This window comes from Stenotrophomonas sp. (assembly GCF_036662295.1).
Classification (GTDB): domain Bacteria; phylum Pseudomonadota; class Gammaproteobacteria; order Xanthomonadales; family Xanthomonadaceae; genus Stenotrophomonas.
The window spans coordinates 1-20072 of sequence record NZ_JAVWXA010000074.1 but is presented as its reverse complement, the minus strand read 5'-3'; the positions used below and the strand labels follow the sequence as shown (position 1 = coordinate 20072).

Here is a 20072-nt window from a genome sequence, read left to right as displayed (position 1 = left end):
CCCCGTGTTGCTGACGGAGGTGCATGGAGCCGGCCAGCGGCCGGCACTACCGGTAACGCACCGACGCGTTTGACCCTGGAACACCCACCCAAGGTGTCCCCTTCACCCACCACCGGCAATAATGGGTCGCCCCGCACGCCGAGCCCGCATGTCCGCCCGAGAATCCCGCCTGAGCCGCCTGTGGGCACATGAAAAGGCCAGCTATGGCCTGCGGGTGCTGATCGCGCTGTCGGTCGCCATGGGCGTGTGCTGGCACCTGGACCAGCTTCCGGCGCTGCCCGGCGTGTTCCTGGGCATCATCGCCAGCGCCATCGCCGAAACCGACGACAACTGGTGGGGCCGCACCAAATCGGTAGCCCTGTCGCTGCTCTGCTTCGTCATCGCCGCCGCTGCCGTGGTCGAACTGTTCGCCTGGCCGTGGCTGTTCATCGCCGCCCTGGCCGTGTCCACCTTCGGCCTCACCCTGCTCGGCGCACTCGGCGAACGCTACGCCTCCATCGCGCAGGCGACGGTCACCCTGGCCATCTACACCATGATCGGCCTGGAACAGCATGGCGCCGGCGACCGCGCCCAGGCCATCAACGCGGTCAGCCACCTGCTTGCCGGCGCGCTCTGGTACGGGCTGCTCTCCATCCTGTGGACGGCGCTGTTCGCCAACCGCCCGGTGCGCGAGCGCATCGCCCGCCTCTACCTGGAGCTGGGCCGCTACCTCCAGCTCAAGGCCGATCTGTTCGAGCCCATCCGCGATGCCGACGTGCAGACCCGTCAGCTCGCCCTGGCCGAGCAGAACCGCCGCGTGGTCGAGGCGCTCAACATCGCCAAGACCGCCATCCTGGCCCGCTTCGGCCGCTCCGGCCGCCCGGGCGTGCAGTCGGGCCTGTACCTGCGCCTGTACTACATGGCCCAGGATTTCCACGAACGCGCCAGCTCCTCGCACTACCCCTATGGCGCACTGACCGAGGCGTTCTTCCACAGCGACGTGCTGTACCGCTGCCAGCGCCTGCTCGCCCTGCAGGGCGAAGCGTGCGCCAACCTCGGCCTGGCCATCCGCCTGCGGCGTCCGTTCCAGTACGGCGAGCGCACCAAGCAGGCCACCGCCGACCTCACCGACTCGCTCACCTGGCTGCGCGGCCAGCACAACGGGCAGTGGCAGCGCCTGCTGTCCTCGCTGGACCTGCTCGGCCACAACCTGCAGAGCATCGAGCGCCGCCTGTCCGAGGCGGAGAAGTCCGATGCCACCCTGGACAACGTCGACACCCGCCTGCGCGACACCAACCCGCATACCCTGCGCGAGATGGCCGTGCGCCTCCGCCAGCAGCTCACCCCCGGCTCGGTCCTGTTCCGCCACGGCCTGCGCATGGCCCTGGCCCTGATCGTCGGCTTCGCCGCCATCCGCCTGTTCAACGCCCAGAACGGCTCGTGGGTGCTGCTCACCATCGTGTTCGTGTGCCGCCCGCACTTCGGGGCCACCCGGCAGCGGCTGGCCCAGCGCATCGCCGGCACCCTGATCGGGCTGGTGCTCACCTGGACGCTGATGCAGCTGTTCCAGGACCTGCGTATCGAACTGCTGATCGCCCTGCTATCGGCGCTGCTGTTCTTCTTCACCCGCAGCGACCGCTACCTGGTCGCCTCGGCGGCGATCACGGTGATGGCGCTGACCTGCTTCAACCTCATCGGCGACGGCTTCCTGCTGATCTGGCCGCGCCTGGTGGACACCCTGCTCGGCTGTGCGATCGCCGCGGCGGCCGCGTTCCTGATCCTGCCCGACTGGCAGGGCCGCCGCCTCAACCTGGTGATGGCGCGGGTGCTGGGCAACTGCGCGCGCTACCTGGACGCGGTGCTGGCCCAGTATGGCCAGGGCATGCAGGACGACCTGGCCTACCGCATCGCGCGCCGCGACATGCACAACGCCGACGCGGCCCTGTCCACCGCGCTGTCGAACATGCTGCGCGAACCGGGCCACGTCCGCCGCAACCTGGATGCCGGCTTCCGCTTCCTGGCCCTGTCCAACACCCTGCTGGGCCACCTCTCCGCCCTCGGCGCGCATCGCGCGCAGCTGGACAGCTACGCCCAGGACCCCCAGGCCATTGCCGGCGGGCAGCGCGTGGAGCAGGCCATGCAGGCCATCGCCGCCGCGCTGGAGCAGCGCCAGCCGATCGAGGACGCCGACAACGACGGCGACCGCGCGATGGCCGAGCAGCTGGAACAGATCGAGGAGGCCATGCCGCCCAAGCTGCAGCTGATCCGCACCCAGATGGGCCTCATGCTGCGCCTGCTGCCCAAACTGCGCAGCGCCGCCAACGACGCCGCCCGCACCCTGATCTAGCGCGCGAGCGCGGGGCGCTGCGCCCCACCCCGCGCCCCGGCGGCCGCGCCCGGCCATCCATTGCCAACGGCGACAGTGCTAGGCTGCGCCGGTTCGCAAGGAGATTCCATGTCCGGCCATAGCCAGTTCGCCCTGCTCAAGCAGCGTCGCTTCCTGCCGTTCTTCATCGTCCAGTCGCTGGGCGCGTTCAACGACAACGTGTACCGCCAGGCCATCATCGGCCTGCTGTTCTACCTCGGCGTGAGCCAGGAAGAGCAGTCGCTGTACACCACCCTGGCACCGGCGATCTTCATCCTGCCCTACTTCCTGTTCTCCGCCCTGGCCGGGCAGATCGCCGAGAAACTGGAGAAATCGCGGCTGATCGTGATCACCACCACCATGGAGATCGCGATCATGTCGCTGGCGGCGGTCGGCTTCCTCACCCAGAGCATGCCGATCCTGCTGGTGGCGCTGTTCTGCACCGGCCTGCAATCCACCCTGTTCGGCCCGGTGAAGTATTCGGTGCTGCCCTCGGTGCTGCGCCCGGAAGAACTCACCGGCGGCAACGGCCTGGTCGAGATGGGCACCTCCATGTCGATCCTGACCGGCATGATCAGCGGCGGCATCATCTTCACCCTGGCCGGCAGCTTCGGCCCGGTCGTGGCGGCCACGGCCGTGATCGCGCTGGCCGTCGTCGGCAACATCACCGCGCGCATGATCCCCAAGGTGGATGCCGGCGCGCCGGACCTGAAGATCAACTGGAACCCCATCCCCGAGTCGCTGGCCGTGCTGCGCCTGGCCAAGAAACAGAAGGCGGTGCGCAACGCCATCCTCGGCGTGTCCTGGTTCTGGTTCGTGGGCACCCTGCTCACCTCGCAGCTGCCCACCTACGCGGTGGTCAACCTGGGCGGCGAGCCCACGCTGTACATCTTCGCCCTGGCACTGTTCTCGGTGGGTACCGGGGTGGGGTCGCTGCTGTGCGAGAAGCTGTCCGGGCGCACGGTGGAAATCGGCCTGGTCCCGCTGGGCGCCTTCGGCATGACCGCCTTCATGCTCGACCTGTACTTCGCCCGCGCCGGCACCGCCACCGCGGCGGGCCTGGGCGTGTCGGCCTTCGTGGCCGCGCCGGGCAGCGTGCGCATCATCATCGACCTGGTCGGCATCGGGCTGTTCACCGGCTTCTTCGTGGTGCCGCTGTTCGCGCTGATCCAGAGCCGCACGCCCAGGTCGGAGATGTCGCGCGTGTTCGCCGCGCTCAACATCCAGAACTCCGGCTTCATCGTCGCCGCCGCATTGATCGCCCTGGCCACCCAGAAATTCCTGCACTGGACCATCCCGCAGCTGTTCCTGGCCCTGGCCATCGCCAATGCGGTGGTTGCCCTCTACATCTTCACCATCGTCCCCGAATTCCTGATGCGCTTCCTCAGCTGGGTGATGGTGCGCGGCCTGTACCGCCTGCGCCTGCACGGCATCGAAGCCAACGTCCCCGACGAAGGCGCCGCGCTGATCGTGTGCAACCACGTCAGCTACATGGACGCGCTGATCCTGTCGGCCACGATCCCGCGCCCGGTGCGGTTCGTCATGTACTACAAGATCTTCAACATCCCGGTGATGCGCTGGATCTTCCGCACCGCCAAGGCCATTCCGATCGCCGGCGCGCGCGAGGACCCGGCGCTGATGCAGGCCGCCTTCGACGAGGTGGACAAGGCGCTGGCCGAGGGCGAGCTGGTCTGCATCTTCCCCGAGGGCGCGCTCACCCGCGACGGCGAGATGGCCGCCTTCAAGTCCGGCGTGGAAAAGATCCTCGAGCGGCGCCCGGTGCCGGTGGTGCCGATGGCCCTGCGCGGCATGTGGGCCAGCATGTGGAGCCGGCGCGACACCCGCCTGGGCCGCATGCGCGTGCCGCGCCGCTTCCGCGCGCACGTGGAGGTGGCAGCCTCGCCGCCGCTGGACGGTGCCGCGGCCACCGCCGAGCAGCTGGAGCAGCAGGTGCGGGCGTTGCGGGGCCCCAACGGCTGAGCCCGCCCCGGCGGGTCTGTAACCGTATACATCCGGGCATTCACATCGGTTAGATTACCGCCCAGCGCGCGTCATCCACGCAGGCCAGCGTGGGCGCCGGCCCCCGGCCAGGCGCCGCGCGCGCACGCGGCACCGATCCACCTCACCACCCACCCTCGAAAATGGAGCTTCGCCAATGAATGCCACCGCCCCGCTGCCGCCCGCCTCGGGTACCGTTCCGAACTACCTGGTCTGGTCGATCATCGTGACCGTGCTGGCATTCTTCATGTGCTGCGTGTCGTGCCTGAGCTTCCCGGCCATCGCCACCGGCATCGTGTCCATCGTGTTCGGCACCAAGGTCAACACGCTGCTCAACCAGGGCGACCTGGTCGGCGCCCGCCAGGCGTCCAAGAACGCCAAGCTGTGGGCCTGGATCAGCACCGGCATCCTGATCGCCTCCACGCTGTTCTCGCTGATCTGGCTGGCCACCGTCGGCATGGACGGCTACATGGAGCAGATCCAGCAGTTCCAGCAGCAGATCGAAAGCAGCAACTGATGACGGTGCTGCACCGCAAGCGCTGGCTGCTGGCCGCCCTCCCGCCGGCGATGCTCGTCGCCGGCGCGGGCTTCTGGGCGTTGCGTCATTTCGACCCCAACGCCGCCAACAATCCGTTCCCGCCGTGCAGCTTCCACGCCATCACCGGGTATTACTGCATCGGCTGTGGGCTCACGCGTGCCCTGCATGCGTTGGCCCACGGCGATGTCCTCACCGCCGTGTCGATGAACCCGCTGGCCATGGTGATGCTGGCCATCGCACCGCTCGTGCTGGGCTGGACGCTGGGCTGGCGCCCGCGCTGGATGCAACCGTTGATCAACGTGTTGATGACCCCGGCGTTCTGGCTGACCCTGCTGCCGGTGTACTGGATCGCCCGCAATCTACCGTGGGTGCCGTTCACCTGGCTCGCGCCGGGCTGAACACGCCGCCGGCCCCGGCCACCTTCGCTGCCGCTCAGGTCACCCAGCCGGCGATCACCAGCAGCGCCAGCGCCGCCATCCAAAGCAACAGCATCCGCCAGACCAGGCTCATCGCATCGCGCAGCTCCGGCAGGCGTCGCCACACCGGCACCATGCCCGCCTCACTGTAATCGTGCGCGTCCTCGCGCAGCTCCGCGCTCACGCTGGCGCGGGCCACCGCGCCCAGGAACACCGTCGAGCCGGCCCACTGGTTGCCATGCGCCTGGCGCCACGCCTTGTAGGCGGTATCGAAGTTGCCCACCAGCGCCATCGACAGCGACATCAGCTGCGCCACCGGCCACTCCAGCCAGCCCAGCACGGCGCGCGCGCCGACCACCGTCTCCGCCGCGGCCAGCGAGCGCATCGGCCCCACCGCCAGCAGCACCAGCAGGCGATACGCCAGCGCCCCTACCGGGCCCAGCAGCAGGAACCAGAACAGCACCGCGAACCAGCGGCGCAGTGCGTTGAGTACGGTGGCTTCGACCAGCGCAGGCACATCCTCGTGCAGGCTGCCGCCGGCGGCCTGCAACTGTGCGATGGCCGCGTGCCGCGTCGGTGCGTCGTCGGCGTCGATCACCGCCTCCACATCACGGTCCAGGTCGCGCGGCCCCCAGCAGATCACCAGCGTGGCCACGCCCAGCAGCAGCGACGGCAGCCCGAACAGGCGGCCATGCAACGCCCACTGCAGCAGCGCCAGCGCCAGCACCCACGGCAGCAGCGCCAGCACCCAGCCGTGGCGACCGCGCCAGGCGCCGCCCTCGGCGGCATGCCCACCCAGCCATTGCAGCCAGCGCCGGTACAGCCCGAAGCGGCGCAGCGCCACCGCCGCGGCAGGCGCGACGTGGCCCAGGGCCAGGGCAACCAGCACGGCGACGAGGGTGGTGAACATGTAAGCCTCCGGCTCGGTCTCTGGCCGCTACTATGCCTTGCGACCCGGCAATTCCCCGGGCCGTGGGTAATCTACGCTGCCGCGTGTTCAGCCAGCGGCAACGCCGCCTGCGATCAGCCCACCTGCTGGCGGTACCAGTGCTCGATCAGGCTGCGCGAAATGGAAATCGGCGGCGACAGCCGGATGCCCTCGCCGTCGTCGTGGACATCCCGGGCCAGCGCCGCGCCCACTTCCTCGGCGCTGAACCAGCGCGCATCCTCCAGCTCACCGTTCACGGTGGGCAGGTCGTCTTCGGCGGTGGCGGCAAAGCCCAGCATCAGCGCACCCGGGAACGGCCACGGCTGGGTGCCCAGGTAGCGGCACTCGCGCACCCGCACCCGGCTTTCCTCGAAGACCTCGCGCACCACCGTCTGCTCCAGCGACTCGCCCGGCTCCACGAACCCGGCCAGCACCGAATAGCGCCGCGGCGCCCAGTTGGCCTGCCGCCCCAGCAGCAGCCGGCCGTTGTTTTCCACCGCCACGATCACCGCCGGATCCACGCGCGGGTAGTGTTCGGTGGCGCATTGCCCGCAGCGGCCGACGAAGCCACCGCGCGAGAAGGTGATGCCACCGCCGCACACCCCGCAGAAGCGCGTGCGCGAGTGCCAGTAGGACATGCCGCGCGCATAGCAGAACGCGCTGGCATCGGCGGCCGACCAGGTGCTGGCCGATTCGCGCAGGTCCACCCGCTGCGGCGCGCTCACATCCACCGTCGGTGCTTCCACCGAGAACCAGCCGCGCTCACCGCGCAGGCCCAGGAAGATCGCGGTCCCCGGCCCGCCGCCGATCTGCGCGCCGGTCAGTGCCAGCGGCTGGCCATCCGCGCCGGCCAGCGCGCGGCCATCCGGGTCCAGGACCAGGACGTGTGCCTCGGGCCACAGCCGCGCCAACGCATCGGCGTCATCACGCAGCGTATCGGCACGTTCAAGGGGGTCGGTGGTGAAAGCGAAGCCGGACAGCGGCGAAGAAAATCTGGACATGCACAAAGCCTGCCCACATTCGACGACAGTGGCAAGCGCGGGTCGGCCGATGCGGCCACCCGCGCGCGGGCATCACATGCTGAAACTGCTGCCGCAGCCGCAGGTGGTCTTCGCATTCGGATTGCGGATCACGAACTGCGCGCCGGTCAGGCTCTCGGTGTAATCCACTTCGGCGCCCATCAGGTACTGCAGGCTGAGCGGGTCCACCAGCAGCGTGACCCCGTTGGTGTCCACGGCCAGGTCATCCTCGGCGCGGTTCTCGTCGAACTCGAAACCGTACTGGAAACCCGAACAGCCGCCGCCCTGGATGTAGACGCGCAGGGCGAGCGAAGTACTGGCCTCGTCCTGGATCAACTCCTTGACCTTGGCCGCAGCGGCCGGGGTGAAGTTCAGGGGACGGTCCAGGGACTGGTAGTTCGGCGCGGCGGCGGGTGCGCCGGGCAGGGAAACAAGCGTGCTCATGCCACCAGCATGGGGGTGCATGGGCACGCTTTCAAGCCGCGGCCATTCAGGCCATGGCGTCGGCCAGCTTCTTGCGGGCGTTGCCGTCCTTGCCCTTGTCGGCCGCATCCCCGGCCGGCGGCGGCAGCGCCATCTGCGCCGCGCCGTGGATCAGGCGGCCGGTCAGCTGGGCGCCGGCGTTCATCTCCACCACCTGGTAGTGGATGTTGCCGGTCACGCGCGCGGTGGGGGTCAGCTCGACCTTCTCGCTGGCATGCACGTCCCCGTCCAGGCGGCCGCTGAGCACCACCACCTGGGCGCGGATCTCGCCCTCGATGCTGCCCTGCTCGGCCAGCGTCAGGGTGGCGTTGGACGCCCCGTCGGCGGCGATCACCTTGCCCAGGATGGTGCCTTCCACGTACAGGCCCCCGCTGAACTCCACATCGCCACGGATCACCACCTGCGCGCCAATCAGCGCGTCCACGACCAGATGCCCGTCGCGGTTGGATTTGTTGCTGCCAAACATGGGCTTACTCCCCTTCTTTTGCCGATGGTGCAGCCGGTGCGCCGGCCTGCTTCCAATCAAAAACCTGGGTGGCGCCCCCCGCGCCCGATCCCAGCGTGACCCGCACACGTTGCGGGGTGAAGTCTCTTGGCAGGATGACGCTGCCGGTGAGCTGCTGGAAGTACCGGAAGGAGTAGTCCTGGCCCGGCACCTTGGTGCGCTGGTGCAGCTCGTCCCAGCTGACCGAGGTCAGCTTGCCGCCCTTGACGCCTTCCACGGTGAAACGCATCTGGCCCTGGCTGATCGCGCCACGGTTCAGGTTCTGGGTCAGCACCACCGCGTACTGCCAGGTGCCGCCGGTCTCCGGCGAAAACTCCACCGAATGGGTGTTGAGGCCCTTGCGCTGGCTGGTCGCGCCCACCAGCCGCTCATAGAAGGCCACGTCGGCGCGCAGGCCGGCGATTTCTTCGTCGCGCTCGCCGAGCGAGGTCTGCACCTCGTTGTTGGCCGCGCGGCTGATGCGGTCGGAGGCCTGCAGGGTGGCCTGGCGCTGCTGCAGCTCCACCACCTGCTTGTTCAGGCTTTCGGCGCGGGCCTGGGCGGCGTCCAGCTGCTGGCCGGCCTCGCCCCCGGGGCCGGCGGTCCAGCGGCCGACCAGCACGGCCAGCACCAGCGTGGCCAGCCACGCCGCGGCCAGCACGGCCAGGCGGCGGTGATCGCGCAGCGGCGGCGTGCCGGGCCGGCGGATCTGGATGCGGGAAGGTGTCGGGTTGTTCATGGCGGATGTCCACGGCAGCGCGCTTGGCGATACCGGCACGGCCCCTGTCGGAACGAGCGACTGACTAGTGTAAATCAGGGTGGGGCGATTTCACGCGCTGGCCCGGGTGGCCGGCGGTGGCGTTCATTGACGTCATCCCCGATAGTGTGGGCCTGTGCACACTTTCGCAGGCGGAGCCTCCCGTGACCGAAGCCCATCTGTTCGTCATCGGCATCCTGCTGGCCTGGCTGGCCGGCATCCGCGTCTATTTGACCGTGTTCGGCGTGGGCCTGGCCGGCCTGCTCGGCTGGGTCGACCTGCCGCCGGCGCTGCAGGCCACCCAATCGTGGTGGGTGCTGGGCACCTCGGCGGCGCTGGCCATCGCCGAGTTCTTCGCCGACAAGATCCCCGGGGTGGATTCGGCCTGGGACCTGCTGCAGACCCTGGCCCGCGTCCCGGCCGGCGCCTTCCTGGCCGCGGCCACGCTCTCGCCCAATGGCGAACTGGGCGGCACCGCGCTGGTGGCCGGCGCCGGCGTGGCGCTGGCCAGCCATGGCCTGAAGTCCGGCACGCGGGCATTGCTCAACACCTCGCCCGAACCGGCCAGCAACTGGGTCGCCTCGGCCGCCGAAGACACCGTGGTGGTGGGCGGCCTGGCCCTGGCGCTGGCGCACCCGTGGCTGGCCCTGATCGCGGTGGTCGGCTGCAGCCTGGCCGGCGCGCTGGTGGTCTGGCTGGTCTGGCGCACCTTGTGGAAGGGCATGCGCTGGCTGCTGGGCCAGGCGGCCCCCTCCAACAACCCGCTGCCGAATCGCGACGGGTTGCCACCGTAAGCAAAGACAGGCACGGCATAATTGCGCCGCAGACTGGGAGTCCTGATGGCCGTCACCGAAAACGTTGTTGCTTCCCCGCGCGTCCTCCGCGCTGAAACCCCGCCGGCCGATCATTGGCAACGCTGGGCCAGCGAGGCCGCGCCCGTCGCGCCGCCCAGCAACGTGGTGCCGTTGACCGCCGCGCTGGCCGCCACGCCGGCGCCGCTGCCGGTGCCCGCCGCGCTGGTCGAGACGTTGGAGCAGGACAACGCCGCCCCGCCGCTGGGCCTGGATGCGCCCTACCGCGTGCTGATCGTGGAGGACGACCGCTCGCAGGCCCTGTTCGCGCAGAGCGTGCTGCATGGCGCGGGCATGGAGGCGACCGTGCACAGCGATGCCGAAGGCGTGCAGCAGGCCATCGCCGAGAGCCGCCCCGACCTGATCCTGATGGACCTGCACCTGCCCGGCCTGGACGGCATGCGCCTGACCGCGCTGATCCGCCAGCAGCCCGGCCAGCAGTTGCTGCCGATCGTGTTCCTCAGCGGCGACCCCGACCCGGAACGCCAGTTCGAGGTGCTCGACAGCGGCGCCGACGACTTCCTGAGCAAGCCGATCCGCCCGCGCCACCTCATCGCCGCCGTCTCCAACCGGATCCGCCGCGCCCGTGCCCAGGCCGCCTCGCAGCCTGGCGCGCACGGCGCCCCGGCGATGAACAATCCCGAGACCGGCCTGCCCACCCGCCACCACGTGATGCAGCAGCTGGCGGCCTCGTTGTCCCACCGCGACCACGGCGGGCTGTTCTTCATCGAGGTGGCCAGTGCGCTGGGCCTGCGCGAGCGCTACGGCTATGCCGCCTTCGAGCGCCTGATGGTGCAGGCTGCCCAGCGCCTGGCCGACAGCGCGCAACCGCACCTGCTGGCGCGCCTGAACGACAACAGCTTCCTGGTGCTGGCCCGCGGCATCGACGAGGAAAGCCTGGACACCGTGGCCCACACGCTGCGCGAGCAGTTGTCCGCGCGCGCCTTCGTGATCCGCGATGACGAATCGGTGCACCTGCGCGGCGTGGTCGGCCATGCCCAGCTCTCGCTGGGCTTCAGCGATGCCGGTGCCGCGCTGGAAGCGGTCGAGCGCACCACCCTGCAGGCGCGCCTGCTCAGTGCCGGGGTGGCCGCGCACGTGCGCCGCGAGGACGTCGCCGCGCAGGAACACCTCGCCCTGCTCGAAGGCCAGCTCGAACTGGCCTACCAGCCGATCGTCGCCGTTGCCGGCGGCGACAGCGCCCAGTACCAGGTGCTGCTGCGGCTGCGCCAGGCCGATGGCAGCGTGCTGGCCGCCGGCCAGGTGATCCCGGCGGCCGAGGCGGCCGGCCGCATCGCCGACCTGGACCAGCAGGTCATGGACCATGCGCTGGGCCTGCTGGACCTGTACCGCCATGCCACCCAGCCGCTGAGCCTGTTCGTGTCCCAGTCGCTGCGCACGCTGGCCCGCGATGCCTTCGCCGACTGGCTGCTGGAGTCGCTGGCGCACCGCCAGATCGCCGGCAGCGCGCTGGTCATCGACGTGCGCCTGCCCGACGCGCTGATCCACACCGTCACCCTGCAGCAGTTCTGCACGCGGATGAGCGCGGCGGGCGTGCGCTTCTGCCTGAGCCAGTTCGAGCCGGGCAGCGAGGCCAACGCGCTGCTCACCCAGTTGCCGCTGAGCTACGTGCGCATGGCCGCGCGCTTCTCCAGCAGCCATGCCAACCAGCGCACCCGCGACGAACTGCGCGCGGCGATCGAACACGCCCACCGCGCCGGGTTGCAGATCATCGGCCAGCAGATCGAGGACCCGCAGGCGGCCGCGGCGATGTGGATGGGCGGGGTCGATTTCATCCAGGGCAACATGGTGCAGTCGGCCGGCAGTGAACTGAACTTCGACTTCCACAACGCGGTGTTGTGACCATGACGACCCACGGACGGGTTCCCCGCGCACTCTGGCTGGCCGCGACGGCCGCCGCCATCGGCGCGACCGCCGCGGTCATGGCCGCGCTCGGCAGCCGTGGCCCCTGGCCGGCCATCGCCGCCGTGGCCGCCCTGGTGGTGGTGCTTGCCAGCCTGGCCTGCGTGCAGCACTGGCGCGACACCCAGCAGCGCCTGCAGCAGCTGCAGCGGCGTGGCGATGCGCTGGCGCGCGAGCGCGACCAGTTGCAACTGGCCGTGCAGCAGCAGGACGCCCTCGAGCAGGAACTGCTGCAGGCCAAGCAGGCCGCCGAGGCCGCCGCACTGGCCAAGGGCGAGTTCCTGGCCACCATGAGCCACGAGATCCGCACCCCGCTCAACGGCATCCTGCCGATGCTGGACCTCATCGCCGGCGGCCAGCTGGGCAACGACCAGCGGCAGATGCTGCAGACCGCCACGGTCAGTTCGCAGCAACTGCTGCGCATCGTCGATGACATCCTCGATTACTCCCGTCTGGAGGCCAAGGGCCTGGACCTGGAGATCACCACCTTCAACCTGCGCGAGCTCCTCGAAGGCCTGGTCCAGCTGATGCAGCGCACGGCCGACCCCAAGGCGCTGGTGCTGTCGCTGGAGCTGGACCCGGCGGTGCGCCTGTCGGTGCGCGGCGACCCGGTGCGGCTACGCCAGGTGCTGGGCAACCTGCTGGTCAACGCCATCAAGTTCACCGAGCGCGGCCAGATCCGCGTGCGCGTGCAGCGCCTGGGCGAGACCAGCGCGCAGCACCAGCTCCGGTTCGAGGTGATCGACAGCGGCATCGGCATCGATGCGGCGTTGCAGTCGCGCCTGTTCCAGTCCTTCAGCCAGGCCGACGCCTCCACCACCCGCATCTACGGCGGCACCGGGCTGGGCCTGGCGATCTGCAAGCGCATCATCGATTTGATGCACGGGCGCATCGGGGTCGACTCCACGCCCGGCCAGGGCGCCACGTTCTGGTTCGAGATCCCGCTGCTCAAGGTGATCGGCGACCTGCCCGCGCCCGGCAACGGCACCTCGCGCGCCTTGCTGGTCAGCACCGACGCCGTCCTGGCCGCGCGCCTGGAGCGCGTGTTGGACCACCACGATGTGCGCCTGCACGTGGTGGACAGCGCCTCGGCTGCACTGGACATCCTGCGTGCGCCGCAGCGGCCCGGCATCGAGCCCGCGCTGACCTGGGTCATCGCCGATACCGATGCGCTGCGCCATGGCGCCACCGCGCTGCACCGCGCGGTGCTGCGCGATGGTCGCGACCCGGCACCGCGCCTGCTCTGGCTGCAGGGCAAGACGCCGTTGGCCGCGCTGCTGCTCACCGACGCGTTGCAGCTGCCACGCGAGGCCGCCGACAGCGAACTGCACGCCCTGCTGCGCCCCGTCGCCGCCCCCGCCCGGCCCGCGCCCCTGCTGGCCGAGGTGGACGCCGCCGCGGCCCCCGCCGCATCGCCGAAGCTCGGCCTGCGCGTGCTGCTGGTGGAAGACAACAGCGTCAACCTCGCCGTCGCCCAGCGCCTGCTGCAGGTCCTGGGCTGCGAGGTGCTGACCGCCCACGACGGGCAACAGGCGCTGCAATGCCTGGACCGCCAGCCGGTGGACCTGGTGCTGATGGATTGCCAGATGCCGGTGCTGGATGGCTACCAGGCCACGCGCCGCTGGCGTGCCCACGAGGCCCAGGTCGGTGGCGAGCGGCTGCCGGTGGTGGCGATGACCGCCAACGCCATGGCCGGCGACCGCGAGCGCTGCCTGCAGGCCGGCATGGACGACTACCTGTCCAAGCCGGTCAACCGCGCCTCGTTGCAGGCCTGCCTGCAGCGCTGGCAGGGCCAGGCGCCGGCGCCACGCACCGCGCAGCAGGCGCTGCGCGAGCCGGAGCCGGACGAGATCGCCGCCAGCCTGGCCGCGTTGGGCCTGGCCCAGCTTACCGACGGCAACGAAGAGCCGCTGCCGGTGCTCGACAGCAGCGTGCTGGATGAACTGCTGGAGGTGATCGGCGCGCAGACCGCGCACATCATCGGCGTATTCCTGGACGACACCCCGGCGCTCATCCAGCAGTTGCAGGACGCCTCGGTGGCCGCCGACCTGGAGCAGCTGCGCGCGATCGCCCACAGCCTCAAGTCGGCCAGTGCCAACGTGGGCGCGATCGCGTTGTCGGCGGCCGCGCGCCGGATCGAACACGACGCGCGCGCCGGCACCCTGGAGCGCCCCGCCGTGGCGGTGGCGCTGCTCATCGCCGAGTTCGCGCGGGCGCGGATCGCGCTGGCCGGTTACCAGAACGGCCTGCGCACGCCGCTGCAGGGCTGAATCAGTCTTCCAGCTTGGTCAGCAGGTAGTTCGGTTCGCCGATGCGCTCGATCAGTTCGATCTGGGTTTCCAGCCAATCGATGTGCTCTTCCTCCGAGTCGAGGATCTTCACGAACAGCTGGCGGCTCACGTAGTCGCCCACTGCGTCGGCATGGGACACCGCCTCGCGCAGGGTGACCACGGCCTCGCGCTCCAGCGCCAGGTCGCAGCCCAGGATCTCGGTGGGGTTCTCGCCGATGCGCAGCTTGCCCAGCGCCTGGAAGTTCGGCAGGCCTTCGAGGAAGAGGATGCGGTCGGACAGCATGTCCGCATGCTTCATCTCTTCGATCGACTCCTTGTACTCATGGTCGGCCAGTTCCTTCAGGCCCCAGTTCTTCAGCATCTTGGCGTGCAGGAAGTACTGGTTGATCGCGGTCAGCTCGTTGTAGAGGACCTTGTTGAGGAATTGGATGACGGTGGCGTCGCCCTTCATGAGCCTGCTCCTGCTGCGTGTGAACGCGCGCACTGTAGCGCGTCGGGCGCAGGCATGAAGAAACGCGAATCACGCTCACTTGCGCGTCGCCGGGGCGCGCTGCAGCTGCGCCAGGTGGATCAGGAAAAGGGATACCGGACCCGTGCGATGCACGGGTGCGCGATCAGGCGACCTGGGCCAGGCCCAGTACGGGCAGCGGCAGGTCGTGGGTGGCGCTGAAGCGGGCCAGCAGGTCGGCCGCCATGTCCAGGCAGGAGCCGCAGGTGGCGCCGCAGCCGGTGCGCATGGTCAGCTCGGACACGCTCACGACACCGCTCTGGGCGGCTTCGCGGATCTGGTGGTCGGTTACCCCGTTGCAGATGCAGACGTACACGTGCGGACTCGGCAGGCAGGCCAACACTGGCCTGCCGCTATTCCAATCGAAACGAGAATGGTTGTCAATTTCGTATCTGAATCATTCTCGATACGGTTCAGACAGGTCCACGCCGGCGCCCGGCTCAGGGCGCGCCGGGCTCGCCCTTGGCCTTGCGCGGCCAGTACCCGCGCTTGGGCGGCGGCGTATTGCGCTTGCGCGGCCGGTCATGCCCGGCCGTGTTGCCGGGCATCCAGGCCTCCTGGGCGGACTTGGGCATCGATTCCACCCCGGTCCCGGCCACCCCCCGCGCCAGCGGCGCCAGGTGGCGCAGCGCACGCGCGTAGACCCCGCGCTTGAACATCACCACATGCTCCACCGGGTACCAGAAATCGACCCAGCGCCACTGGTCGAACTCGGGGCTGTCGGTGTGGTCCAGCGTCACATGGGATTCGTCGCCGGCCAGGCGCAGCAGGAACCAGACCTGCTTCTGGCCGATGCAGACCTGTTTCTCATTGCGGCGGATGGCCCGTGCCGGCAACCGATAGCGAAGCCAACCCGGCGTGGCGCCGAGCACTTCAACGTGCTCAGGCAACAACCCGGTTTCTTCATGCAACTCGCGATACATGGCTTCGACAGGCGTCTCATCGGTATTCATGCCGCCCTGCGGGAACTGCCAGCCATCCCGGCGCACGCGACGTGCCCAGAACACCTGCCCATCCTCCCGCATCAGCACGATGCCGACGTTCGGTCGATAGCCGTCCGGATCGATCACGATGCGGACTCCTAAGAAAATCTACTGGTTGGGACTATCCCATGCCGTCTGTCGGGCCACAAGCACGATACAAAGGTGTTGACAGTCCTTGTACACATCAGCAGAATAGCGGGCTCACCAAGGCTATGTAGCTCAGCCGGTTAGAGCACAGCACTCATAATGCTGGGGTCGGTGGTTCGAGTCCACCCATAGCCACCAAGTCATGCTTGGTTTTGTAGGGAAAAAGTGCGATACTTGCACGCAGATATTGCCCCGTCGCCAAGCGGTAAGGCACCTGACTCTGACTCAGGCATTCGGTGGTTCGAATCCATCCGGGGCAGCCAAATAAACAGAAAAGGCCGATCGAAAGATCGGCCTTTTCTGTTTATTTGGACGTCTGCCTGGGCGCGATGCGCCCAGCACCCCAACCTTGCGCTGCAAGGTTGGGGTCCGCCTTGTTTACCTCCATATCCCCGCGCCTATACGCCCGCCTTCCTGGCGCGGCGCCCTCCGGGCCGTTGCTTCGCAACGTTGGGAATCGCTCCGGCGATTCCCTTCGGCGCGCCCCCTTGGACTCCAAGGGGGCTCCTCAGCGGATGGGGCAAGGGGCGCTGCGCGCGATGGGGCGCGGTCGCCTGCACGTATCAGGTGCGACCTGCGAATGGATGGCACGACTACCGACCGACGACCGACGAGCCCAGGGCCCACCATGGCAGCCCTGAGCCTGCACCACCCAGCCACCCCGCCGGCGAGGAGCCCCCTTCTTGTTGAAGGGGGCGCGCCAACGGCGCGGGGTTAAGGTGGAATGCGAGGTCCGCAAGCCCAAAACGACAAAAGCCCGGCCAAAGGCCGGGCTTTTGGTGTTCTTGGGCGCAGTGGATCAGCGCTTGGAGAACTGGGTGGCGCGACGTGCCTTGTGCAGGCCGACCTTCTTACGCTCGACTTCACGGGCGTCACGGGTCATGAAGCCAGCCTTGCGCAGCTCGGACTTCAGGGTTTCGTCGTACTCGACCAGCGCGCGGGCGATGCCCAGGCGGATCGCACCGGCCTGACCGGTGGTACCACCGCCAGCGGCGGTGACCATGATGTCGAAGCTTTCGGTGTTCTTGGTCAGTTCCAGCGGCTGACGCACGATCATGCGTGCGGTCTCACGGCCAAAGAACTCGTCCAGCGGACGGCCATTGACGGTGATGTTGCCGGCGCCCTTGCGCAGGAACACGCGGGCGGTGGAGGACTTGCGGCGGCCGGTGCCGTAGTTTTGAGTGATAGCCATGATTAGATATCCAGAACCTGGGGCTGCTGAGCGGCGTGCGGGTGCTCGGAACCCGAGTACACCTTGAGCTTGCGGTACATGGCGCGGCCCAGCGGGCCCTTCGGCAGCATGCCCTTGACGGCGGTTTCGATGACGCGCTCCGGGTGGCGCTCCAGCGCCTGGGCCAGAGTTTCGGTCTTCAGGTTGCCGATGTAGCCGGTGAAGCGGTGGTACAGCTTGTCCTGCAGCTTGTTGCCGGTGACGGCAATCTTTTCTGCATTGATGACAACCAGGTAATCACCGGTATCAACGTGGGGGGTGTAGACCGGCTTGTGCTTGCCGCGCAGACGGCGGGCCAGCTCGGTGGACAGACGGCCCAGCGTCTTGCCGGAAGCGTCGACGAGATACCAGTCGCGCTGGACGGTCTCGGACTTTGCAGTGAAAGTGCTCATGAAAGAACTCAGGTAGGTCGGGCTCATTACGGCGTTGAACGGCCGGAACTCTGCCACGCGTTGTGAAGAGGCGGGATTGTACGGGGCATCGGCCGCGCATGCAAGTTGCCCCCGGCCCGGCTTGGCACACCCGTCGCGGGGGGCGAGAATCGACGGTCCCCCGCCGCACCCTGCCCCCACGCCATGAACGCGACCCGCCAGATCACCCCGCTCGATCACCTGCTGACCGAGGCCCAGCGCGCCCTGGATACGGTGTTCGGCAACCCGCCGGCCAGTCGCCCCTACCCGGCCGAGGCCACCCCGGACGCGCCGATGCAGGCCGCCGAACGCCGCCACGCCGCCGGGCTGATGCGCATCAACCATGTGGGCGAGGTCTGCGCCCAGGGCCTGTACTTCGGCCAGGCCGCGGTCGCCCGGGAGGCGCAGACCCGCGCCCACCTGCTGGACGCGGCCCAGGAAGAGACCGACCACCTGGCCTGGTGCGCCCGGCGCCTGCGCGAGCTGGACAGCCGCCCCAGCCTGTTCAACCCGGTCTGGTATGCCGGCAGCTACACCATCGGCACCCTGGCCGGCCTGCGCGGGGACGGCTGGAACCTGGGCTTCGTGGTGGAGACCGAGCGCCAGGTGGAGGCCCACCTGGACGAGCACCTGGACACCCTGCCCCCGGCGGACCTGCGCAGCCGCGACATCATCAAGGTGATGAAGATCGACGAGGCCCGCCATGCCGACCATGCCGAACACGCCGGCGCGCGCAGGCTGCCCTTCCCGATCCCCGCGGTGATGGCGCTGGCGTCCAAGGTCATGAAGACCATCGCCTACCGCCTCTGACCACGGCCGCCGCGACGGGCCGCCGCCAGGCCGGCAGCGGCCCCGGAAAGACAAAACGGCCCGGTGTCTTCACACCGGACCGTCGTCGACTCGCTGCCGTGGAACCCACATCTGCGCAAACCGCAGGTTCCACGCCGGGCATCGGCCCGCCTGGCACCGCGCCGCGACCGGTCGCCCGGGGCGGCGCAGGCCGAAGGATTACTCGGCCAGGTTGCGGCCGTGGAACAGCTCTTCGATCTCGCGGCGCAGCAGCGCTTCGATCTTCATGCGTTCCTTGAAGGACAGGTTCTTGGCCTTCTCTTCGAACAGGTACTGGTCCAGGTCGAAGTCCTTCAGGTGCATCTTCGTGTGGAAGATGTTTTCCTGATAGACGTTGACGTCGAACATCTCGTAACGCGACTTGATGTTCTTGGCCAGGAAGTTCTGGATCGAGTTGATCTTGTGATCGATGTAGTGCTTCTTGCCCTTCACGTCACGGGTGAAGCCACGCACGCGGTAGTCCATGATCACGATGTCCGATTCCAGACTCTCGATCAGGTAGTTCAGCGCTTTCAACGGCGAAATCACGCCGCAGGTGGCCACGTCGATGTCGGCGCGGAAGGTGGCGATACCTTCCTGCGGGTGCGTTTCCGGATAGGTGTGCACGGTGATGTGCGACTTGTCCATGTGCGCGACCACGGCATCGGAGATCAACTCCTTGCCGGCCTGCTTCTTGTCGATCACCGGCTCTTCGGAGATCAGGATGGTCACCGAGGCACCCTGCGGATCGTAATCCTGGCGCGCCACGTTGAGGATGTTGGCGCCGATGATCTCCGCGACATCGGTCAAGATTTGAGTCAGCCTGTCGGCGTTGTACTCTTCATCGATGTATTCAATGTAACGCTGACGCTCCTCTTCGGTGCGCGCGTAACACACGTCATAGATGTTGAAGCTCAGCGCCTTGGTGAGGTTGTTGAAACCCTGCAACCTGAGGCGAGGCAACGGCTTGACCACGGCGGTCGATCCTGTGAGTGGTGGGAAAGGGGGAAGTATGGGGCAAAGTGATCGGGGGCGAAACTTGCATCGAAAGGAACAGGTGTGCTTTGTTTGCCCTTAACAAACCGGATCGTTAAGCTCGCGGGACATAGCCGTGAATTGTTCATGAGCAAAGGGAGCGCCTCAAACGTGTCAACTGTGCGCCTTGCCACAAGTCCACTGGCCCTGGATATCGCCACCATCGACCGTTTCCTGGCCCACAGCCACCGTCGCCGCTACCCCGCACGCACCGATGTGTTCCGCCCGGGCGACCCGGCCGGCACCCTTTACTACGTGATCAGTGGCTCGGTCTCTATAATTGCTGAGGAAGAGGACGACCGCGAGCTGGTCCTCGGCTACTTCGGTTCAGGTGAATTCGTCGGCGAAATGGGCCTTTTCGTCGAATCCGACCGGCGCGAGGTCATCCTGCGCACCCGCACCCCGTGCGAGCTGGCCGAGATCAGCTACGAGCGCCTCCACCAGCTGTTCCTGGGCCCGCTCTCGGCCGATGCCCCGCGCCTGCTGTACGCGCTGGGCCAGCAGATCTCCAAGCGCCTGCTGGACACCAGCCGCAAGGCCAGCCGCCTGGCCTTCCTGGATGTCACCGACCGCATCGTGCGCACCCTTCACGACCTGTCCCGCGAGCCGGAGGCCATGAGCCACCCGCAGGGCACCCAGCTGCGCGTCTCGCGCCAGGAGCTGGCCCGGCTGGTCGGCTGCTCGCGTGAAATGGCCGGGCGCGTGCTCAAGAAGCTGCAGACCGACGGCCTGCTGCACGCCCGCGGCAAGACCGTGGTCCTGTACGGCACCCGCTGACGCCCCGCGCGCGGGGGTAGAGCCGACCGTTGGTCGGCTACCTGGTCGGCTATTCGGTCGGCTACCCGGCACGCTATTAGACACCCCACCCGGCATCCCGCCGGGCCCCGACTGCCCACAG

The 20072-nt window shown here is 68.5% G+C and carries 19 protein-coding genes, 2 tRNA genes and 1 pseudogene; 11 read left to right on the top strand and 11 right to left on the bottom strand.

The window, feature by feature from the left end:
- Nucleotides 1-148: 148 nt before the first annotated feature.
- The 4 genes from yccS (at nucleotide 149) to RSA25_RS13935 (ending at nucleotide 5278) form a co-directional block, all read left to right on the top strand.
- Nucleotides 149-2326, top strand: a complete 2178-nt coding sequence (yccS, locus tag RSA25_RS13950) for a YccS family putative transporter (RefSeq protein WP_332809459.1) — start codon at nucleotides 149-151, stop codon at nucleotides 2324-2326.
- A 108-nt stretch (nucleotides 2327-2434) separates the two neighbouring features.
- Nucleotides 2435-4324 (top strand): MFS transporter, encoded by a 1890-nt coding sequence (locus RSA25_RS13945; protein WP_332809458.1) that lies wholly within the window; start codon nucleotides 2435-2437, stop codon nucleotides 4322-4324.
- 175 nt (nucleotides 4325-4499) lie between these two features.
- Entirely contained in the window at nucleotides 4500-4859 is a 360-nt protein-coding gene (locus RSA25_RS13940; RefSeq protein WP_332809457.1) for a CD225/dispanin family protein, read from the top strand.
- Nucleotides 4860-4909: 50 nt separating this feature from the next.
- Nucleotides 4910-5278: a DUF2752 domain-containing protein gene (locus RSA25_RS13935; RefSeq protein ID WP_332809461.1), complete on the top strand. Its 369-nt coding sequence runs from the start codon at nucleotides 4910-4912 to the stop codon at nucleotides 5276-5278.
- A gap of 34 nt (nucleotides 5279-5312) precedes the next feature.
- On the opposite strand, the gene ampE is transcribed toward RSA25_RS13935, so the two are convergent.
- The 5 genes and pseudogenes from ampE to RSA25_RS13910 all read right to left on the bottom strand — a co-directional run bounded on the left by ampE (nucleotide 5313) and on the right by RSA25_RS13910 (nucleotide 8949).
- Entirely contained in the window at nucleotides 5313-6206 is an 894-nt protein-coding gene (ampE, locus tag RSA25_RS13930; RefSeq protein WP_332809456.1) for a regulatory signaling modulator protein AmpE, read from the bottom strand.
- Between the two features lie 113 nt (nucleotides 6207-6319).
- Entirely contained in the window at nucleotides 6320-7231 is a 912-nt protein-coding gene (gene nudC / locus RSA25_RS13925) for an NAD(+) diphosphatase (protein WP_332809455.1), read from the bottom strand.
- Nucleotides 7232-7297: 66 nt separating this feature from the next.
- Nucleotides 7298-7687: an iron-sulfur cluster insertion protein ErpA gene (gene erpA, locus RSA25_RS13920; RefSeq protein ID WP_332809454.1), complete on the bottom strand. Its 390-nt coding sequence runs from the start codon at nucleotides 7685-7687 to the stop codon at nucleotides 7298-7300.
- A 139-nt stretch (nucleotides 7688-7826) separates the two neighbouring features.
- Nucleotides 7827-8192, bottom strand: a pseudogene (locus tag RSA25_RS13915) (polymer-forming cytoskeletal protein); the annotation flags it as partial.
- Nucleotides 8193-8196: 4 nt separating this feature from the next.
- Nucleotides 8197-8949, bottom strand: coding sequence for a DUF6776 family protein (locus RSA25_RS13910; protein WP_332809453.1), 753 nt, complete (start codon nucleotides 8947-8949; stop codon nucleotides 8197-8199).
- A 182-nt stretch (nucleotides 8950-9131) separates the two neighbouring features.
- On the opposite strand from RSA25_RS13910, the gene RSA25_RS13905 reads away from it, so the two are divergent.
- Genes RSA25_RS13905 through RSA25_RS13895 form a run of 3 tightly spaced genes read left to right on the top strand, consistent with a single transcriptional unit; the run spans nucleotide 9132 to nucleotide 14011 of the window.
- On the top strand, nucleotides 9132-9761 hold the full coding sequence (locus RSA25_RS13905; RefSeq protein WP_332809452.1) for a DUF4126 domain-containing protein: 630 nt from the start codon (nucleotides 9132-9134) through the stop codon (nucleotides 9759-9761).
- A 45-nt stretch (nucleotides 9762-9806) separates the two neighbouring features.
- The gene (locus tag RSA25_RS13900; protein ID WP_332809451.1) at nucleotides 9807-11681 is read left to right on the top strand and encodes an EAL domain-containing protein; all 1875 of its coding nucleotides are present in this window, start codon (nucleotides 9807-9809) and stop codon (nucleotides 11679-11681) included.
- A 59-nt stretch (nucleotides 11682-11740) separates the two neighbouring features.
- Nucleotides 11741-14011 (top strand): ATP-binding protein, encoded by a 2271-nt coding sequence (locus RSA25_RS13895; RefSeq protein WP_332809460.1) that lies wholly within the window; start codon nucleotides 11741-11743, stop codon nucleotides 14009-14011.
- Nucleotide 14012: 1 nt separating this feature from the next.
- On the opposite strand, the gene bfr is transcribed toward RSA25_RS13895, so the two are convergent.
- The 3 genes from bfr to RSA25_RS13880 form a co-directional block, all read right to left on the bottom strand.
- The gene (gene bfr, locus RSA25_RS13890) at nucleotides 14013-14483 is read right to left on the bottom strand and encodes a bacterioferritin (RefSeq protein ID WP_332809450.1); all 471 of its coding nucleotides are present in this window, start codon (nucleotides 14481-14483) and stop codon (nucleotides 14013-14015) included.
- A gap of 163 nt (nucleotides 14484-14646) precedes the next feature.
- Nucleotides 14647-14856: a (2Fe-2S)-binding protein gene (locus RSA25_RS13885; RefSeq protein ID WP_332809449.1), complete on the bottom strand. Its 210-nt coding sequence runs from the start codon at nucleotides 14854-14856 to the stop codon at nucleotides 14647-14649.
- Nucleotides 14857-14980: 124 nt separating this feature from the next.
- Nucleotides 14981-15610: an RNA pyrophosphohydrolase gene (locus RSA25_RS13880; RefSeq protein ID WP_332809448.1), complete on the bottom strand. Its 630-nt coding sequence runs from the start codon at nucleotides 15608-15610 to the stop codon at nucleotides 14981-14983.
- 121 nt (nucleotides 15611-15731) lie between these two features.
- On the opposite strand from RSA25_RS13880, the gene RSA25_RS13875 reads away from it, so the two are divergent.
- Together RSA25_RS13875 and RSA25_RS13870 are read left to right on the top strand one after the other, a co-directional pair.
- Nucleotides 15732-15808, top strand: a tRNA-Met gene (locus RSA25_RS13875).
- Between the two features lie 50 nt (nucleotides 15809-15858).
- Nucleotides 15859-15933, top strand: a tRNA-Gln gene (locus tag RSA25_RS13870).
- A gap of 536 nt (nucleotides 15934-16469) precedes the next feature.
- On the opposite strand, the gene rpsI is transcribed toward RSA25_RS13870, so the two are convergent.
- On the bottom strand, nucleotides 16470-16862 hold the full coding sequence (rpsI, locus tag RSA25_RS13865; protein ID WP_017354549.1) for a 30S ribosomal protein S9: 393 nt from the start codon (nucleotides 16860-16862) through the stop codon (nucleotides 16470-16472).
- A 2-nt stretch (nucleotides 16863-16864) separates the two neighbouring features.
- Complete coding sequence (rplM, locus tag RSA25_RS13860) at nucleotides 16865-17293, bottom strand: 50S ribosomal protein L13 (RefSeq protein WP_017354548.1); 429 nt, start codon at nucleotides 17291-17293, stop codon at nucleotides 16865-16867.
- A 183-nt stretch (nucleotides 17294-17476) separates the two neighbouring features.
- Here rplM and coq7 point away from each other — a divergent pair, with 183 nt between their 5' ends.
- Nucleotides 17477-18121 (top strand): 2-polyprenyl-3-methyl-6-methoxy-1,4-benzoquinone monooxygenase, encoded by a 645-nt coding sequence (gene coq7, locus RSA25_RS13855; RefSeq protein ID WP_332809447.1) that lies wholly within the window; start codon nucleotides 17477-17479, stop codon nucleotides 18119-18121.
- A gap of 198 nt (nucleotides 18122-18319) precedes the next feature.
- Here coq7 and speD read toward each other — a convergent pair whose 3' ends face one another.
- Nucleotides 18320-19114, bottom strand: coding sequence for an adenosylmethionine decarboxylase (gene speD, locus RSA25_RS13850; protein WP_019185315.1), 795 nt, complete (start codon nucleotides 19112-19114; stop codon nucleotides 18320-18322).
- Nucleotides 19115-19261: 147 nt separating this feature from the next.
- Here speD and crp point away from each other — a divergent pair, with 147 nt between their 5' ends.
- On the top strand, nucleotides 19262-19951 hold the full coding sequence (gene crp, locus RSA25_RS13845) for a cAMP-activated global transcriptional regulator CRP (protein ID WP_256776562.1): 690 nt from the start codon (nucleotides 19262-19264) through the stop codon (nucleotides 19949-19951).
- The last annotated feature ends 121 nt before the right edge of the window (nucleotides 19952-20072 follow it).

What these genes read in the sequence shown, in the direction of transcription:
- yccS (WP_332809459.1), top strand. Translation starts at nt 149, where the DNA reads ATGTCCGCCCGAGAATCCCGCCTGAGCCGCCTGTGGGCACATGAAAAG.
- RSA25_RS13945 (WP_332809458.1), top strand. Translation starts at nt 2,435, where the DNA reads ATGTCCGGCCATAGCCAGTTCGCCCTGCTCAAGCAGCGTCGCTTCCTG.
- RSA25_RS13940 (WP_332809457.1), top strand. Translation starts at nt 4,500, where the DNA reads ATGAATGCCACCGCCCCGCTGCCGCCCGCCTCGGGTACCGTTCCGAAC.
- RSA25_RS13935 (WP_332809461.1), top strand. Translation starts at nt 4,910, where the DNA reads ATGCTCGTCGCCGGCGCGGGCTTCTGGGCGTTGCGTCATTTCGACCCC.
- ampE (WP_332809456.1), bottom strand. Translation starts at nt 6,206, where the DNA reads ATGTTCACCACCCTCGTCGCCGTGCTGGTTGCCCTGGCCCTGGGCCAC.
- erpA (WP_332809454.1), bottom strand. Translation starts at nt 7,687, where the DNA reads ATGAGCACGCTTGTTTCCCTGCCCGGCGCACCCGCCGCCGCGCCGAAC.
- RSA25_RS13910 (WP_332809453.1), bottom strand. Translation starts at nt 8,949, where the DNA reads ATGAACAACCCGACACCTTCCCGCATCCAGATCCGCCGGCCCGGCACG.
- RSA25_RS13900 (WP_332809451.1), top strand. Translation starts at nt 9,807, where the DNA reads ATGGCCGTCACCGAAAACGTTGTTGCTTCCCCGCGCGTCCTCCGCGCT.
- bfr (WP_332809450.1), bottom strand. Translation starts at nt 14,483, where the DNA reads ATGAAGGGCGACGCCACCGTCATCCAATTCCTCAACAAGGTCCTCTAC.
- rpsI (WP_017354549.1), bottom strand. Translation starts at nt 16,862, where the DNA reads ATGGCTATCACTCAAAACTACGGCACCGGCCGCCGCAAGTCCTCCACC.
- rplM (WP_017354548.1), bottom strand. Translation starts at nt 17,293, where the DNA reads ATGAGCACTTTCACTGCAAAGTCCGAGACCGTCCAGCGCGACTGGTAT.
- coq7 (WP_332809447.1), top strand. Translation starts at nt 17,477, where the DNA reads ATGAACGCGACCCGCCAGATCACCCCGCTCGATCACCTGCTGACCGAG.
- crp (WP_256776562.1), top strand. Translation starts at nt 19,262, where the DNA reads ATGAGCAAAGGGAGCGCCTCAAACGTGTCAACTGTGCGCCTTGCCACA.